This window comes from Streptomyces agglomeratus, assembly GCF_001746415.1.
Taxonomy (GTDB): Bacteria; Actinomycetota; Actinomycetes; order Streptomycetales; family Streptomycetaceae; genus Streptomyces; species Streptomyces agglomeratus.
In genome coordinates, this window is the sequence record NZ_MEHJ01000001.1 from 3,558,792 (window position 1) to 3,574,088 (window position 15,297).

The following is a 15,297-nucleotide window of genomic DNA, read 5'->3' on the forward strand; positions in this document are numbered from 1 at the left end:
GCGGGCGGGCGTCCGTGACCGCCGGCCCTATGGCCGCTCCGCCGTCAGATACCGCCGCACGGTCGGTGCGAGCCAGTCGACCACTTCCTGCCGCGTCATCCCGGCGGCCGGCGGCAGCCGCAGCACGTATCTCGCCATCGCCATGCCGAGTATCTGCGAGGCGACCAGCACGGCCCGCATCGGCGCCTCCCCGGGGTCCGGGCTGAGGCCGGCGGCCACGGGGCCGAGCTGCTCCTCGAAAATCGCCCGCATCCGCTCGGCCCCGGCGGCATTGGTGACGCCGACCCGCAGCAGGGCCGTCAGCACCTCGTCCGCCTCCCAGCGGTCGAGGAAGTGCTCGACGAGGACGGTGCCGACGTGCCTGCCCGGCAGCGCGCCCAGTTCGGCGATCCGTCCCAGATCCGGCATGCGCAGGTCGAACTCCGAAGCAGCCGCGAACAGCCCTTCCTTGTTGCCGTAGTAGCGCATCACCATCGACGGATCGATCCCGGCGTCGCGGGCGATGGCGCGGATGGTCGCGCGCTCGTACCCGTCGGCGGCGAACCGCTCGCGGGCGGCGTCGAGGATCGCCGCCTTCGTGGCGTCGGACCGGCGCGGCGGCGGAGCGTCGGGAGCGGGCGGGGCAGGCGTGGCACTCATGTCAACAAATGTAGGCCAACATGCGTTGACGCGCCAGAGGTCAGAAGAAGTAGCCGTCCCCGGTCGCCGGCACCAGCACCTCGTGCTCGTTGTTCCGCGGATTGCGGTCCGTCGCGCCGCCGTTCCACGCCGTACTGATCCGCACCACCGCCTCCGACGGATCGCCCGACGCCCGCAGGTGGAACGCGAACTGCCGTCCGGCCGCCCTCACCCGCAGCCCTCCGGTCCGGCACAGCACCTCGCGCTCCCCGCCCCAGAGGCAGTGCGGCGGCAGCTCCCGCTCTCCCGCCAGGGGCACCGAGAAGCGCAGCCGCACGGTCGCGTCCCGCAGTACCGAAGGGCCGCGGTTCGCCGTCTCCAGCCAGACCCCGAGCCGCCCTCCGTCCAGCACGGCGTGGCCGCGGTACGACACATCGGCCTCCGGCGCGACCCGGAAACCTCCCGCACCCGTCGCCACCACCGCCACAGCGGCCCCCACCACCACAACCCTGCGCATCCGCATCGCAACCATGCCCAGAACATACCGATTTCTTCCCCCCGGCCCGCCTCTCGCCGCATGACACGCTGAACGCATGACCGTCGCCCGCTCCGCCGCTCTCTTCGTCCTCGCCGCCCTCTTCGAGATCGGCGGCGCCTGGCTCGTCTGGCAGGGCGTACGGGGCGGGGCCCACGGCCAGGGGCGCGGCCTGCTGTGGACCGGCGCCGGCGTCGTCGCCCTCGGCGCGTACGGCTTCGTCGCCACGCTCCAGCCCGACGCCGAGTTCGGCCGCATCCTCGCCGCGTACGGCGGAGTCTTCGTCGCCGGCTCCATCGCCTGGGGCATGGTCGCCGACGGCTACCGCCCCGACCGCTGGGACATCGTCGGCGCCCTCGTCTGCCTGGCCGGGATGGCCGTCATCATGTACGCACCACGCGCTCGCTAGCCTGTCCCCATGTCTACGCCTATCGCCGTCATCACCGGAGCGAGCAGCGGAATCGGCGCCGCCACCGCCCGCCGACTGGCCGCCGCCGGCTACCGCGTCGTCCTCACCGCCCGCCGCAAGGACCGCATCGAGGCGCTGGAGGCCGAACTCACCGCCGCCGGCCACCAGGCGACGGCGTACGCGCTGGACGTCACCGACCGCGCGGCGGTCGATGAGTTCGCCACCGCCTTCCGCACCCTCGCCGTCCTGGTCAACAACGCCGGCGGCGCGCTCGGCGCCGACCCCGTCGCCACCAGCGACCCCGCCGACTGGCGCCAGATGTACGAGACCAACGTCATCGGCACCCTCAACCTCACCCAGGCCCTGCTCCCCGCCCTCACCGCGAGCGGCGACGGAACGGTGGTCGTCGTCTCCTCCACCGCCGGCCACGGCACGTACGAGAACGGCGGCGGTTACGTCGCGGCCAAGCACGGCGCCCACGTCCTCGCGGAGACCCTCCGCCTGGAGATCGTCGGCACCCCGGTCCGCGTGATCGAGATCGCGCCGGGCATGGTCAAGACCGAGGAGTTCGCCACCACCCGCTTCCGGGGCGACACCGACAAGGCCGCCAAGGTCTACGCGGGCGTGGCCGAACCCCTCAGCGCCGACGACGTGGCCGAGACCATCACCTGGGCGGTCACCCGCCCCAGCCACGTCAACATCGACCTCCTGGTCGTCCGCCCCCGCGCCCAGGCGTCCAACACCAAGGTCCACCGCGAGCTGTGACCCCACGGCCGCCGGCGCGGCGGTCGGCGCCGGGGCAGCCCGGCAGCCGGGCACGGAGCACATACGAACGGCGGCCCGCACCGGGAAGTGATCCCGGTGCGGGCCGCCCTCGTGAGGGGACTCCGCCGCCCGCTATGTCCCGCCGGTCGGGCCGGGCGGGATGCCGCCGCTCCGGCCGCCGGCCGCGGTGTCCGGTCCGCCACCGCCCTGATCGCGGGCCTCGCCCGCCACCGTCCGGCCCGACTCCCGAGCCTGCTCGGTGACCTCGCCGGCCTTCTCGCGCGCCTGCTCCTGCGTCGTACGCGCCGCGTCGGCGGCCGTCTCCTTGACCCCTTGCACCGCCTGCTGAGCGGCCTGCGTCGCGTCCTCCTTCAGATGCTGCGCGGACTCCACGGCAGCCTGCTTCACCGGCTCGACGGCCCCACCGGCCCGGTCCGCGAGCTGCGCGGCCGCCTGCTGCTCGGCCTGCGTACTCGGCAGCATGGAGCCGGCCAGCAGACCCGCGCCGAACGTGACCAGACCGGCCGCCAGCGGGTTGCCCTCGGCCTGGCGCATCGCCTGCTCGGGCGCCTTCCTGACCGCGTCGCCCGCCTGCCCCGCCGTCTGGCGCACGGTGTCGGCGGCCTGCCCGGCACCCTCCTGCACCGACTGCGCGGCCTGCTGCGTACGGTCCTGAGCCATGTCCGTGGTGTGCGAGGCGGTACCCATGACCCGCCTGCGCACGCCGGACACCGCGCCGCGCACCCGCCGGCTGCGCCGACGAGCCATCCGGCGGGGGCTCGTACGGTCGGCCAGCCGGTCGACGTCGGCGGACAGCCGTTCCCGCGTCGTCTCGATGTCGGCCCTTACTTGGTCGGGTGACGTGCCCATTGCGCGTCCTCCTTCAGTGTCTGCACGGTCCGTTCCGGCTTCGGGCTGACGCTGCGCATGCGCGAGCGGCCCATCACGAACAGGACGGCGCCGACCAGCGCCCACACCCCGGTGACGATCAGCGCGGCCCACCCGGTGTCCATCACGTTCGCCAGGCCGAACACGGCCGCCAGTGAAGCGAAGAGCGCCGCCATGTACCCGGCGAACCCGGCCCCGCCGAACATCCCGGCGGCCTTGCCCGCCTTGGTGGCCTCCTCCCGGATTTCGAGCTTGGCCAGCTCCATCTCCTGCCGGAAGAGCAGCTGTACGTCCGAGGTGACGTCCGACAGCAGCTCACCCACCGAGCTGCTCCGCGCCGGCCTGCCCTGCACCCGCTCGGCGAGCTGCGCCCGCTCGTAGGGGGCCCGCTCGTACGCGGCACGGTCGTACCCGGCACGCGGCGTATGCGTCGACATCACTCACACCTCCGGTGCACCCGGCAGCCCGGCCCACCCGGGAGCCCGAGCCGCGCTGCTGTCGGTCTCGGGCGGCGGCACCTGCACCGGCGGGTCCTGCGGGAACGTGGCGGCGTCGCCGCCGGCCCTGCTCCCGCCGTCGCCCGCACGGCTGCCACCGTTGCTCCCCGACTGCGCCTTGCCGGCCTTCGCCAGCCGGCCGACCGCCAGGCCCGCCAGTGCCGCGCCGCCGAGGAACACCCCGGGCTTGCGCCGCGCGAAACCGCGCACGTCGTCCACGACCCCGCCCAGACCGTTCTTGTCCAGGTAATCGGCGGCGCGGTGGCCACCGTCGGCCGCCTGCGCCACGAGGCCGCGCACCGGGGAGTCACCGGGTGCGTTCTGGGCCATGCCGTCGAGATCGTCCGCCCACTTGCGCAGCGTGCCCGCCGCCCGCTCGGCCTGCCCCTGCACCTCGTCGTTCACGCGTCCCCGCAGGTCACGCACTGCCGTACCGGCCTGCTGCCGGGCCTCACCCGTGACGGCCTTCGCCTGCTCCGCCACCGAACCGGCGACCTCACCCGCCGCCTGCTTCGCCTGACCGGCTGTGACCGATGCTTCCTCCTTCGCTTTCTGCCCGGCCTGCTGGACTCCCCCCGCACCGCCGTTCGCGGACACACCACTCATGGATTCCACCTTCTTCGGGACTGCGCGAACCCGGCCGGTGTGCCGGGGGCCTCACGCCGGCCCCGTGTCTCTCGTGCTGGCTGGGACACCCTCCGAGTAACCCCCCATAGACCCCCGAAACGGGATAAATCCACATTCCGGGTTCACCCCCGTACACCCAGGTCAGCCGCACCCCGGGCACGCGAGAAGGCCCCGGCAACCACAGCCGGGGCCTTCCGTGAGCAACCCTTGACGCGCTCCGGCGCGTCCAGCCCCGAGGCACCCGCCCCCGCCGCCCACCGGGGCCGTCGGGCCTCGTACGCCTCAGCCCTTGACGCAGATGACCTGCTTCAGCTTCGCGACCACCTCGACGAGGTCCCGCTGCTGCTCGATGACCTGCTCGATCGGCTTGTACGCCGCCGGGATCTCGTCCACGACACCGGAGTCCTTGCGGCACTCCACTCCCCGCGTCTGCTCCGCCAGGTCCCGCGCCGAGAAGCGGCGCTTCGCCGCGCTGCGGCTCATCCGGCGGCCGGCGCCGTGCGAGGCCGAGTTGAACGACTTCTCGTTGCCCAGCCCCTTCACGATGTACGACCCCGTACCCATCGAGCCCGGGATGATCCCGAAGTCGCCGGAGCCCGCCCGGATCGCCCCCTTGCGGGTGACCAGCAGGTCCATGCCCTCGTAGCGCTCTTCACTGACGTAATTGTGGTGGCAGGAGATGACCGGGTCGAAGGTCACCCTGGCCTTCTTGAACTCCCGGCGGACCACGTCCTGGTAGAGCCCCATCATGATCGCGCGGTTGTACTTCGCGTACTCCTGCGCCCAGAAGAGGTCGTTCCGGTACGCCGCCATCTGCGGGGTGTCCGCGATGAAGACCGCCAGGTCACGGTCGATCAGACCCTGGTTGTGCGGGAGCTTCTGCGCCTGGCCGATGTGGTACTCGGCCAGCTCCTTGCCGATGTTCCGCGACCCGGAGTGCAGCATCAGCCAAACGGAATCGTCCGTGTCGAGACAGAACTCCACGAAATGATTTCCCGATCCGAGCGTTCCCATCTGCTTCGTGGCGCGCTCCTGACGGAATTTGACCGCATCGGCCACTCCGTCGAACCGTCCCCAGAAGTCGTCCCACCCCGCCGTCGGGAACCCGTGCAGCCGGCCCGGGTCGACCGGGCCGTCGTGCATCCCCCGGCCCACCGGGATCGCCTGCTCGATCTTCGTACGGAGCCGGGAAAGATCACCCGGAAGGTCGTTCGCCGTGAGTGATGTTTTCACCGCCGACATTCCGCAGCCGATGTCGACCCCGACCGCCGCCGGACAGACCGCGCCGTGCATCGCGATCACCGAGCCGACCGTGGCGCCCTTGCCGTAGTGGACGTCCGGCATGACGGCGAGACCCTTGATCCACGGCAGCGTGGCGACGTTCTGGAGCTGCTGCATCGCGCCGCCCTCGACCGTCGCCGGGTCGGCCCACATCCGGATCGGAACCTTCGCCCCCGGTACCTCTACATACGACATAACCCCTCAACTCCCCCGAAACTCCGAAAACGCAAAACTGGCACCAACTACCGCCAATGAGACAGCGGACCGGCGTTCCGCCCAGTGCGTGCGATACACATTGTGTCCACCGGCCGCCATCGCGCGGCAACCGCATTTCTGATCGAAGGGAGCCTGGGACCGTGCAGCGAAAGGTGTACGTAACCGGCGTCGCGCTCCTCGCGGCGCTTACCGCCGGCTGCACCGGCGGCTCCGGGACCGACGGCTCCACCGCCGACGCGAAGGCGGGCGAGGCCAACACGTCGGTCGCCGCCCCCGGCAAGTACCGCACGCTCCGCGAGCCCTGCGGCTCCGTCGACCGCGGCATCCTGCGCGACCTCCTGCCCGGCGCCGCCACGCTCCCCGAAGAGCAGCAGGAGAAGGCGTACGACGGCACCGCGGCCGTGACGTACGACACGGACCGGCGGGTCGGCTGCAAGTGGAAGGTGGACTCCCCGGCCGCCACGCACCACCTCCTGGTCGACTTCGAGCGGGTCGTCTCGTACGACGCCGACGTCAGCGACGACGACCGCGCCGAGGAGGTCTTCGCGAAGCAGGAGACCGCGGCCGACCTCCCGGCACCCACCCGCAGCCCGGACGCGGACCCCGACGAGGGCGCGGACCCGGACGACGGCGGCGCCACGGAGGACGGCGAGGGCGACAGCAGCGCCTCCCCCGGCAGCGGCTCCAGCGACGACCCCCCGACCGCCCCGCCCTCCAAGGCGGCCGGCAAGCCCGGCGGCGACTCCACCACCGCGACGCCCGACAGCTCGGCGGACAGCGCCACCGAAGGCCCGACGGGCGGCGCGTCCGACAGCGCGACCGGCGCCGGCGGCAACAGCGGCGCCGTCGCCCAGGCTCCGGAGGGCCTCGAACCGCGTACCCTCGCCGGTCTCGGCGACGCCGCCTTCCTGGACGACGCCCTGGTCCGCTCGGGCTCGACGGCTCAGCGTCGTACCGTGAGCGTGGTGTTCCGTACGTCGAACGTCATCGTGACCGTCCAGTACAGCGAGCAGCCGACCACGACCAACGATCTCCCCGACAGCAAGGAACTCCAGGAGAAGACGCAGGCCCTCGCCCGCCGACTCGCCGAGCAGTTCAGTGACTAGCAGTCGATCAGCCTCCATGAGTGAAGGAACCATGCACCGATCAGCCCCGCGACTCTCTCGCATACTCGCCTGCGCAGCCGTCCCGGTGATGCTCGTCGCCGCCGGCTGCTCCTCGGACTCGGGAGGCGACAAGGACGCGTCCCCCTCCGCCAGCGCCTCGCCCTCGGCGTCGGCCAAGCCGACGGTCGCGCCCGCAGCGTTCTCCGAACTGCCCGACGCCTGCAAGTCGGTCAAGAAGAAGACGGTCGGCTCGCTGGTACCCGAGGCGAAGGACAAGTCCGGCACGGCCGACAAGTCGAACGACGTGTCCGCCCGCGGCGGCTGCTCCTGGAACGGGCTGGACAACAAGGGCGTCGACGGCTCGCAGTACCGCTGGCTGTCCGTGTCCTTCATGCGGTACGAGTCCGACCAGACCCGCGGCCCCGGCGACAAGCTCGCCGGTGAGTACTACGCGAAGCAGGTCGCGGCCGTGAAGGCGACGAACGGTGCGAAGAAGGTCAAGGACGAGCCCTCCGCGGGCATCGGCGACCAGGCGACGACGGTCACGTACGACCTGCGGAAGACGGACGCGGACTTCAAGTACGCAACGGTCGTGACACGTACCGAGAACGTCGTCGCCACCGTCATCTACAACGGTGCCGGCTACCAGGGTGCCAAGTCCCCGAAGGCCGCGGACCTGCTGAAGGACGCCCAGAAGGCGGCGAAGGAGGCCGTGGCCTCGGTCGCCGCGGCCAACAAGTAGCGGCCAGCGGGAAGTAGTACGTACCGGCCTTTTCCAGGCACTTACCGGAGCCCGACCTTCCCCTTGAAGGCCGGGCTCCGCCCATACCCCCGCAACGCGACCCGCACACATGTGCCAGGCTGACCCCCGCCAAGTCCGTCGTAACGGGAGGGGATCGCGGGTGGCCGCGATGCAGTTGACACGCACACACCGGATATTGATCGGTGTCGTCGTCGCCGGAGCGGTGGTCATCGCCGCGATCGGATTCGCCGGTTCGTACGCCGCCGTGCGCGAGCTCGCGGAGGAGAAGGGCTTCGGGGACTTCTCGCTGGTCTTCCCGATCGGCATCGACGCGGGTATCTGCGTCCTGCTGGCCCTGGACCTCCTGCTGACCTGGATGCGCATCCCGTTCCCGCTGCTGCGCCAGACGGCGTGGCTGCTGACGGCGGCGACGATCGCCTTCAACGGCGCGGCGTCGTGGCCCGACCCGCTCGGCGTCGGCATGCACGCCGTCATCCCGGTCCTCTTCGTCGTCTCCGTCGAGGCGGCCAGGCACGCGGTCGGCCGGATCGCCGACATCACGGCCGACAAGCACATGGAGGGCGTGCGCCTGACCCGCTGGCTGCTGTCGCCGCTGCCGACGTTCAAGCTGTGGCGGCGGATGAAGCTGTGGGAACTGCGCTCGTACGAGCAGGTGATCAAGCTGGAGCAGGACCGCCTGATCTACCAGGCGCGGCTCCAGGCCCGCTTCGGGCGCGGCTGGCGCCGCAAGGCGCCGGTCGAGTCGCTGATGCCGCTGCGCCTGGCGAAGTACGGCGTCCCGCTCGCCCAGACCGGCCCCGCCGGCCTGGCAGCGGCGGGCATCGAGCCGGCGCTGCTGCCCCCGGCGCCGGAGACCGAGGCGCAGACGCAGGCGCAGCTTCAGGAGGTGCGAGCCCTGCCGGCCCAGCTTCCGGCACAGGCGCAGCAGCGGCCGGAGTCGCAGGCCGGGGTGGACCGCGATCAGCGGCAGAACGAGGGCCGCGGCCGGACCCAGGGCCGGGACCCGGGTCAGGGCCTGCCGTACCCCGACGAGGAGTGGCCCGACGAGGCCCCGGACGCCGACCTGGACCACCAGGACACCGAGGACGCCCACGCCCCGGAGCAGGGCCCCGGCTCCCACTCCAGCCCCTGGTTCGCCGCGCCGCAGGTCCCCCAGGTCCCCCAGGCTCCCCAGGCCCCCCAGGCCCCCCACGCCCCGGAGCAGGGCCCCGGCTCCCACTCCAGCCCCTGGTTCGCCGCGCCGCAGGTCCCCCAGGTCCCCAGGCTCCCCAGGCCCCCAGGCCCCCCAGGCCCCCAGGCTGCCCAGGAGGCGGCGTACGACAACGGGTACGTCCCCGCGTACGCCGAGGGCCCCGAGCCCGCCCCCGTGATGGTCCCGTCGGGTCCCGGCCGCACCCGCCCCCTCGGCGGCATCCCGGGCCCGCGCCACGAGCAGGACCCGGCCGAGTACCAGGAACAGGGGAGCCAGCTCCCCGCGGAGTACGTGGAGCAGCAGTACGAGGAGCAGCAGTACGGGGAGCAGTACGAGGAGGCCAGCGAACCCGAGGAGTGGTACTACGGCGCGTTCCGCAAGTACGTCGGCGAGAACAGAACCGTCCCCACCGCCCGCGAGTTCGGCTCGTACCTCCGGGACCTGGGGGCCGAGCCGCCGACCCCCGGCGAGCTGTCCGACTACGCCAAGCGCTTCGAGATCCGCTACCAGCGGGAACTGGACGCCGAGCACATCGCCTAGGCCACGCCCGGGCCCGCTTCCGCCCCGCGATGCGTCCCGGCCCCGCCCCTCGTACGCGAAAGGCCGCCACCCCCGGATTCCCGGAAGTGGCGGCCTTCGCACGACCCGCGAGCCGCAAACCGCAGCCCGCAGCTCCCAGCTCGCAGGGATCAGGCCCCGAGCAGCTTCCGCACCCGGTCCGCCCCCACCGCGAGCAGCAGCGTGGGCAGGCGCGGGCCCGTGTCCCGGCCGACCAGAAGCTGGTAGAGCAGCGCGAAGAACGACCGCTGGGCGACCTTCAGCTCCGGCGTGGGCTTCGCGTCCGGCTCCAGCCCCGCCATCACCTTCGGTACGCCGTAGACGAGCGTCGTGAGCCCGTCCAGCGACCAGTGCGAGTCGAGCCCCTCCAGCAGCAGCCGCAGCGACTCCCGTCCGGCCTCGTCCAGCGAACCCAGAATCTCCGCGTCCGGCTCACTGCGCACCACCGTCCGCTGCTCGGCCGGCACCTGCGTGGTGATCCAGTTCTCGGCGCGGTCGAACCTCGGCCGCACCTCGTCCAGCGACGTGACCGGATTCGCCGGGTCCAGCTCGCTCAGGATCCGCAGCGCCTGGTCCTCGTGCCCGGCCGTGATGTCCGCCACCGAGGCGAGCGTCCGGTACGGGAGCGGGCGCGGCGTGCGCGGCAGTTCACCGGCAGCCGTCCTGATCGCCCGCGAGTGCGCCGCCGCGTCGGCCGGCAGCACGGTTCCCTCGGCGACCTTCTTCTCCAGCGAGTCCCACTCGTCGTACAGCCGCTGGATCTCCTGGTCGAAGGCGATCTTGAACGACTGGTTCGGCCGGCGGCGCGCGTACAGCCACCGGAGCAGCGGCGCCTCCATGATCTTCAGCGCGTCGGCGGGCGTGGGCACGCCGCCCTTGCTGCTGGACATCTTCGCCATGCCGCTGATGCCGACGAACGCGTACATCGGCCCGATCGGCTGCACGCCGCCGAAGACCTCACGCACGATCTGCCCGCCGACGACGAACGACGACCCGGGCGACGAGTGGTCGACACCGCTCGGCTCGAAGATCACGCCCTCGTACGCCCAGCGCATCGGCCAGTCGACCTTCCAGACCAGCTTGCCGCCGTTGAACTCGCTCAGCAGCACGGTCTCGGAGTGCCCGCAGGTGCACACGTACGACAGCGCGGTGCTGTCGTCGTCGTACGCCGTCACCGTCGTGAGGTCCTTGCCGCAGGCGGTGCAGTACGGCTTGTACGGGAAGTACCCCGCGCCGCCGCCACTGCCATCGTCCTCGGAGGCCGCCCCGGAGCCCTCGGCGGCTTCCAGCTCGGCTTCGTCGACCGGCTTCTGGCCCTGCTTCTGGCCCTGCTTCGGCCCCTGCTGCTTGGGGTCCTTCTTCGTCCGGTACCGGTCGAGTACGGCGTCGATGTCGGCCCGGTGCTTCATCGCGTGCAGGATCTGCTCGCGGTAGGCACCGGCCGTGTACTGCTCGGTCTGGCTGATGCCGTCGTACTCGACACCGAGCTCGTCGAGCGCCTGCGTCATGGCCGCCTTGAAGTGCTCGGCCCAGTTCGGGTACGCCGACCCGGCCGGTGCGGGCACCGACGTCAGCGGCTTGCCGATGTGCTCGGCCCACGACTCGTCGACCCCCGCGACGCCGGCCGGCACCTTGCGGTACCGGTCGTAGTCGTCCCACGAGATCAGGTGCCGGACCTCGTACCCGCGCCGCCGGATCTCGTCCGCGACCAGGTGCGGGGTCATGACCTCGCGCAGGTTGCCCAGGTGGATCGGCCCGGACGGCGAGAGGCCGGACGCGACGACGACCACCGGGGAGGCAGCACCATCGTGTTTCGCCCCAGGGGCACGTCGCTCCGACTCGGCGATGACCTCGTCCGCGAACCGGGAGACCCAGTCGGTCTCTGTGCTGCTCTGAGCCACGATCGGCACGTCCTCTTTCCCTCATAGCTCTCGATGGCTGACGTCAGCCATTCTCCCAGACGAACCACGGGCATCCGGGGCCTGCCACCGGCGTCCAGGAGCCTGCCGCCGGTGTCCCGGAGCCTGTCACCCGTGTCCAGGAGCCCTGCCGCCCGTGTCACGGGACCTGCCGCCGGTATTCCGGGCTGCTGCCTTTATACGAGACGACGGCCGCACACCCCCCATGAAATACTCGTCTGCACATTCAACTTTCCTCTCGACAGGAACGGCAGCTCATGGCCTCGGTCCATTCCCTCGCTTCGACCGTCAACCAGCGCGTCGCGGACGCCCTCTCGGCAGCCCTGCCGGAGGCCGGAGCCGCCGACCCGCTGCTGCGACGAAGCGACCGGGCCGACTTCCAGGCGAACGGCATCCTTGCCCTCGCCAAGAAGGCCAAGGCCAACCCGCGTGAGCTGGCCACGCAGGTCGTCGCCGGGCTCCCCGCCGGTGACGTGATCAAGGAGATCGAGGTCTCGGGCCCCGGCTTCCTGAACATCACGGTCACCGACCGGGCGATCGTCGAGACCCTCGCGGCCCGCGCCGCCGACGCGCGTCTCGGCGTACCGCTGGCCGAGAACCCGGGCACCACGGTCATCGACTACGCGCAGCCGAACGTGGCCAAGGAGATGCACGTCGGCCACCTCAGGTCCGCCGTGATCGGCGCCGCGATGGTCGAGATCCTCGAATTCACGGGCGAGAAGGTCGTACGCCGCCACCACATCGGCGACTGGGGCACCCAGTTCGGCATGCTCATCCAGTACCTCACCGAGCACCCGCACGAGCTGGACCACCAGCACGGGGGCCCGGAGGAGGGTGAGGCGGCGATGTCGTCCCTGAACCGCCTCTACAAGGCGTCGCGCGTGCTCTTCGACTCCGACGAGGAGTTCAAGGCGCGCTCGCGCGACCGGGTGGTCGCCCTCCAGGCCGGCGACCCGGAGACCCTCGCCCTGTGGCAGCGGTTCGTCGACGAGTCGAAGATCTACTTCTACTCGGTCTTCAACAAGCTCGACATGGAGATCAACGACGCGGACGTGGTCGGCGAGTCCGGCTACAACGCCATGCTCGAAGAGACCTGCCAGATCCTGGAGGACTCGGGCGTCGCGGTCCGCTCCGACGGCGCGCTGTGCGTCTTCTTCGACGACGTGAAGGGCCCGGACGGCAAGCCGTCGCCTCTCATCGTGAAGAAGTCGAACGGCGGCTACGGGTACGCGGCCACCGACCTCTCCGCGATCCGCGACCGCGTGCAGAACCTCGGCGCGAGCACGCTGGTGTACGTGGTGGACGCCCGCCAGTCCCTGCACTTCAGGATGGTCTTCGAGACCGCCCGCCGGGCCGGCTGGCTGAACGAGGACGTCCACGCGGTCCAGCTCGCCTTCGGCACCGTCCTCGGCAAGGACGGCAAGCCGTTCAAGACCCGTGAGGGCGAGACGGTCCGGCTGGTGGACCTGCTGGACGAGGCCGTCGAGCGCGCGGCCGTGGTCGTCCGCGAGAAGGACAAGCAGGGCCGGCTGACCGAGGAGGAGATCGCCGAGCGCGCCACCCAGGTGGGCATCGGCGCGATCAAGTACGCCGACCTGTCGACGTCCGCGGCGCGCGACTACAAGTTCGACCTGGACCAGATGGTGTCGCTGAACGGCGACACGTCCGTGTACCTCCAGTACGCGTACGCCCGTATCCAGTCGATCCTCCGCAACGCCGGCGAGCGCACGGCGGCGGCTCACCCGGAGCTCGAACTGGCCCCGGCCGAGCGCGCGCTGGGCCTGCACCTGGACCAGTTCGGGGAGACGCTGGCCGAGGTCGCCTCGGCGTACGAGCCGCACAAGCTGACCGCGTACCTCTACCAGCTCGCGTCGCTCTACACGACGTTCTACGACCAGTGCCCGGTCATCAAGCCCGAGCCCGCGCCCGACGTCGCGGAGAACCGCCTCTTCCTCTGCGACCTGACCGCCCGCACGCTCCACCAGGGCATGGCCCTGCTCGGCATCCGCACGCCCGAGCGCCTCTGATCACGCGATACGGCGATGCCCCCACCGGGACCGGTCCGGTGGGGGCATCGCCGTTCTTCGGCCGCTTTCGGCCGTCGTTCCCGTCAGCTCGCCGGCTCGTCAGCTCGTCAGCGGATACGACGGCCGTCCGGCAGCCTCATCGATCTCGCCGTGGGCCTTGCCCAGCAGCTGAGACGCGAGGTCCATGAGCGCACGCGCCGCCGCGATCTCCTCGCCGACCCGCAGCTGCTCGACATCCGTCGGGTGCCGTTTGGCGTACCCGTGGGCCCGCAGCTCCGTGCCGTCGCCGAGCCGCACCATCGCGGCAGCCCTGGTCCTGCCGTCGTGCTCCTCGAACTCCATCTCGATGTGCCATCCGACGAGTGTGTGCATGGCCGATCACCTCCAGCATTGCCGCTGCCCCCTTCCAGGGTGCGCCGCCGTGCCCCGGATCACCACTCCCCACTAACCAAAAGGTGAGTACCTGACGAAATAGTCGGTACTTGTCGCCAACTCAGCGCCCGGCAAGGATCGAAGGGCCCCGGAAACGTCGGAAACTTCCCTCCACCCAGGAGCCTCCATGTCCAAGCCCTTCCCTGCGTCTCCCGTCTCCGTCCTCGGCCTCGGCATGATGGGCAGCGCCCTCGCCGCCGCCCTCCTGGACGCCGGCCACCCGGTCACCGTCTGGAACCGTTCCGCCGCCAAGACCGGCCCCCTCGTGGCGCAGGGGGCGACCCCGGCCGAGACGGTCACGGACGCCGTGGCGGCGAGCCCCCTGGTGATCGTCTGCTTCACGACCAACGACAACGTCGGCGAGACCCTCGCCGCCGTCGACCTCACCGGCAAGACGCTGGTGAACCTCACCAACGGCACCCCCGCCCAGGCCCGCGCGCTCGCCCTGCGGGCGCGGAAGCAGGGCGCGTCGTACCTCGACGGCGGGATCATGGCGGTCCCGCAGATGATCGCGACCCCGGGGGCGTACGTCCTCTACAGCGGTGACGAGCAGGCGTACGAGACCCACCGGCCCACCCTCGCCGCCCTGGGCGGCACCCAGTGGGTCGGCACCGACCCGGGCCGCGCGGCCCTCCACGACATCGCCCTGCTCACCGGCATGTACGGCATGTTCATCGGCGTGGCGCAGGCGTTCGCCCTGGTCCGTACGGAGAACATCACGGCCGCGGAGTTCGCCGAGCCGCTGCACGCGTGGGTCTCGGCCATGCTCGGCGGAGTGGTCCCGGGCGTGGCGGCGGCAGTCGATTCCGGGCAGCACCTGACGGACGTGTCCAGCCTCGGCATCAACCAGGCGGCGTTCTCCAACTTCATCGAAACGTACGACGACCAGGGCGTCAGCCCCGAGCTGTTCGTACCGTTCCAGAAGCTGCTCGACCGGTCGGTGGCGGAGGGCCACGCGGCGGACGGGCTGTCCCGCCTGGTGGACCTGCTCAAGAAGTAACGCAGCGGGAAGGTACGCCGCCCTCCACGACGGCGAACTCGCACCACACGATCTTCCCCGGCTCCCGCTCCCCGACCCCCCACTTGTCGGCCAGCGCCGCAACGAGCAACAACCCCCGCCCCGACTCCCCGTCCGGCTCCCGGACCCGGGGAAGCCCGCTGCCGCTGTCGTGGACCTCGACACGCAGAACGTCTCCGCAGAGCCACAACCGGAGCCGGTATCCACGCCCCGGCGGAACTCCGTGCACCAGGGCATTGGTGGCCAGCTCGCTCACACACAGCAGTACGTCGTCCAGGCACACTCCGAGCTGCCATTCGGCAAGGGCGGTGCGCGCGAAGTCCCTGGCAGCGGCCACGGACCGACGTTCCCGGCGGTAGAACCGCTCGCGCAGCACCGGGTGTTGCATCGTCTCGTTCATGAGGCGAGCGTCACGCAGTGTGACTACGGTGATGCAGTGCGCGGAC

At 71.3% G+C, this 15,297-nt stretch carries 16 protein-coding genes; 7 read left to right on the top strand and 9 right to left on the bottom strand.

What is annotated here, in order from left to right:
• Positions 1–27: 27 nt before the first annotated feature.
• The gene (locus tag AS594_RS15300) at positions 28–639 is read right to left on the bottom strand and encodes a TetR/AcrR family transcriptional regulator (RefSeq protein ID WP_069927566.1); all 612 of its coding nucleotides are present in this window, start codon (positions 637–639) and stop codon (positions 28–30) included.
• 40 nt (positions 640–679) lie between these two features.
• Complete coding sequence (locus AS594_RS15305; protein ID WP_069927567.1) at positions 680–1,150, bottom strand: hypothetical protein; 471 nt, start codon at positions 1,148–1,150, stop codon at positions 680–682.
• A gap of 61 nt (positions 1,151–1,211) precedes the next feature.
• Between AS594_RS15305 and AS594_RS15310 the strand changes: the two genes are divergently transcribed.
• On the top strand, positions 1,212–1,562 hold the full coding sequence (locus AS594_RS15310) for a YnfA family protein (protein ID WP_069927568.1): 351 nt from the start codon (positions 1,212–1,214) through the stop codon (positions 1,560–1,562).
• A 9-nt stretch (positions 1,563–1,571) separates the two neighbouring features.
• Positions 1,572–2,327, top strand: coding sequence for an SDR family NAD(P)-dependent oxidoreductase (locus AS594_RS15315; RefSeq protein WP_069927569.1), 756 nt, complete (start codon positions 1,572–1,574; stop codon positions 2,325–2,327).
• Between the two features lie 132 nt (positions 2,328–2,459).
• On the opposite strand, the gene AS594_RS15320 is transcribed toward AS594_RS15315, so the two are convergent.
• The 4 genes from AS594_RS15320 to AS594_RS15335 form a co-directional block, all read right to left on the bottom strand.
• A complete protein-coding gene (locus AS594_RS15320) occupies positions 2,460–3,197 on the bottom strand; it encodes a DUF3618 domain-containing protein (RefSeq protein WP_069927570.1) in 738 nt (245 codons plus the stop codon).
• On the bottom strand, positions 3,173–3,652 hold the full coding sequence (locus tag AS594_RS15325; RefSeq protein WP_079148467.1) for a phage holin family protein: 480 nt from the start codon (positions 3,650–3,652) through the stop codon (positions 3,173–3,175). The genes AS594_RS15320 and AS594_RS15325 overlap by 25 nt, the downstream gene beginning before the upstream one ends.
• A 3-nt stretch (positions 3,653–3,655) precedes the next feature.
• Positions 3,656–4,318 (bottom strand): hypothetical protein, encoded by a 663-nt coding sequence (locus tag AS594_RS15330; RefSeq protein WP_141746841.1) that lies wholly within the window; start codon positions 4,316–4,318, stop codon positions 3,656–3,658.
• 303 nt (positions 4,319–4,621) lie between these two features.
• A complete protein-coding gene (locus AS594_RS15335) occupies positions 4,622–5,815 on the bottom strand; it encodes an RtcB family protein (RefSeq protein ID WP_069932848.1) in 1,194 nt (397 codons plus the stop codon).
• A gap of 161 nt (positions 5,816–5,976) precedes the next feature.
• On the opposite strand from AS594_RS15335, the gene AS594_RS15340 reads away from it, so the two are divergent.
• The 3 genes from AS594_RS15340 to AS594_RS15350 all read left to right on the top strand — a co-directional run bounded on the left by AS594_RS15340 (position 5,977) and on the right by AS594_RS15350 (position 9,437).
• Positions 5,977–6,942, top strand: a complete 966-nt coding sequence (locus tag AS594_RS15340) for a hypothetical protein (protein ID WP_069932847.1) — start codon at positions 5,977–5,979, stop codon at positions 6,940–6,942.
• 31 nt (positions 6,943–6,973) lie between these two features.
• Positions 6,974–7,684: a DUF3558 family protein gene (locus AS594_RS15345; RefSeq protein WP_069935129.1), complete on the top strand. Its 711-nt coding sequence runs from the start codon at positions 6,974–6,976 to the stop codon at positions 7,682–7,684.
• Positions 7,685–7,844: 160 nt separating this feature from the next.
• Positions 7,845–9,437 carry a DUF2637 domain-containing protein gene (locus tag AS594_RS15350; protein ID WP_069935130.1) on the top strand — a complete coding sequence of 531 codons (1,593 nt, stop codon included), beginning with the start codon at positions 7,845–7,847 and terminating at the stop codon, positions 9,435–9,437.
• A gap of 149 nt (positions 9,438–9,586) precedes the next feature.
• Here AS594_RS15350 and lysS read toward each other — a convergent pair whose 3' ends face one another.
• Complete coding sequence (lysS, locus tag AS594_RS15355; RefSeq protein ID WP_069932845.1) at positions 9,587–11,365, bottom strand: lysine--tRNA ligase; 1,779 nt, start codon at positions 11,363–11,365, stop codon at positions 9,587–9,589.
• A gap of 266 nt (positions 11,366–11,631) precedes the next feature.
• On the opposite strand from lysS, the gene argS reads away from it, so the two are divergent.
• Positions 11,632–13,401, top strand: coding sequence for an arginine--tRNA ligase (gene argS / locus AS594_RS15360; protein WP_069927576.1), 1,770 nt, complete (start codon positions 11,632–11,634; stop codon positions 13,399–13,401).
• A 99-nt stretch (positions 13,402–13,500) separates the two neighbouring features.
• On the opposite strand, the gene AS594_RS15365 is transcribed toward argS, so the two are convergent.
• The gene (locus AS594_RS15365; RefSeq protein ID WP_069927577.1) at positions 13,501–13,773 is read right to left on the bottom strand and encodes a DUF1876 domain-containing protein; all 273 of its coding nucleotides are present in this window, start codon (positions 13,771–13,773) and stop codon (positions 13,501–13,503) included.
• Positions 13,774–13,960: 187 nt separating this feature from the next.
• Here AS594_RS15365 and AS594_RS15370 point away from each other — a divergent pair, with 187 nt between their 5' ends.
• Positions 13,961–14,833, top strand: a complete 873-nt coding sequence (locus tag AS594_RS15370; protein WP_069932844.1) for an NAD(P)-dependent oxidoreductase — start codon at positions 13,961–13,963, stop codon at positions 14,831–14,833.
• On the opposite strand, the gene AS594_RS15375 is transcribed toward AS594_RS15370, so the two are convergent.
• Positions 14,823–15,251: an ATP-binding protein gene (locus AS594_RS15375; protein ID WP_069933909.1), complete on the bottom strand. Its 429-nt coding sequence runs from the start codon at positions 15,249–15,251 to the stop codon at positions 14,823–14,825. The genes AS594_RS15370 and AS594_RS15375 overlap by 11 nt on opposite strands.
• Between the last annotated feature and the right edge of the window lie 46 nt (positions 15,252–15,297).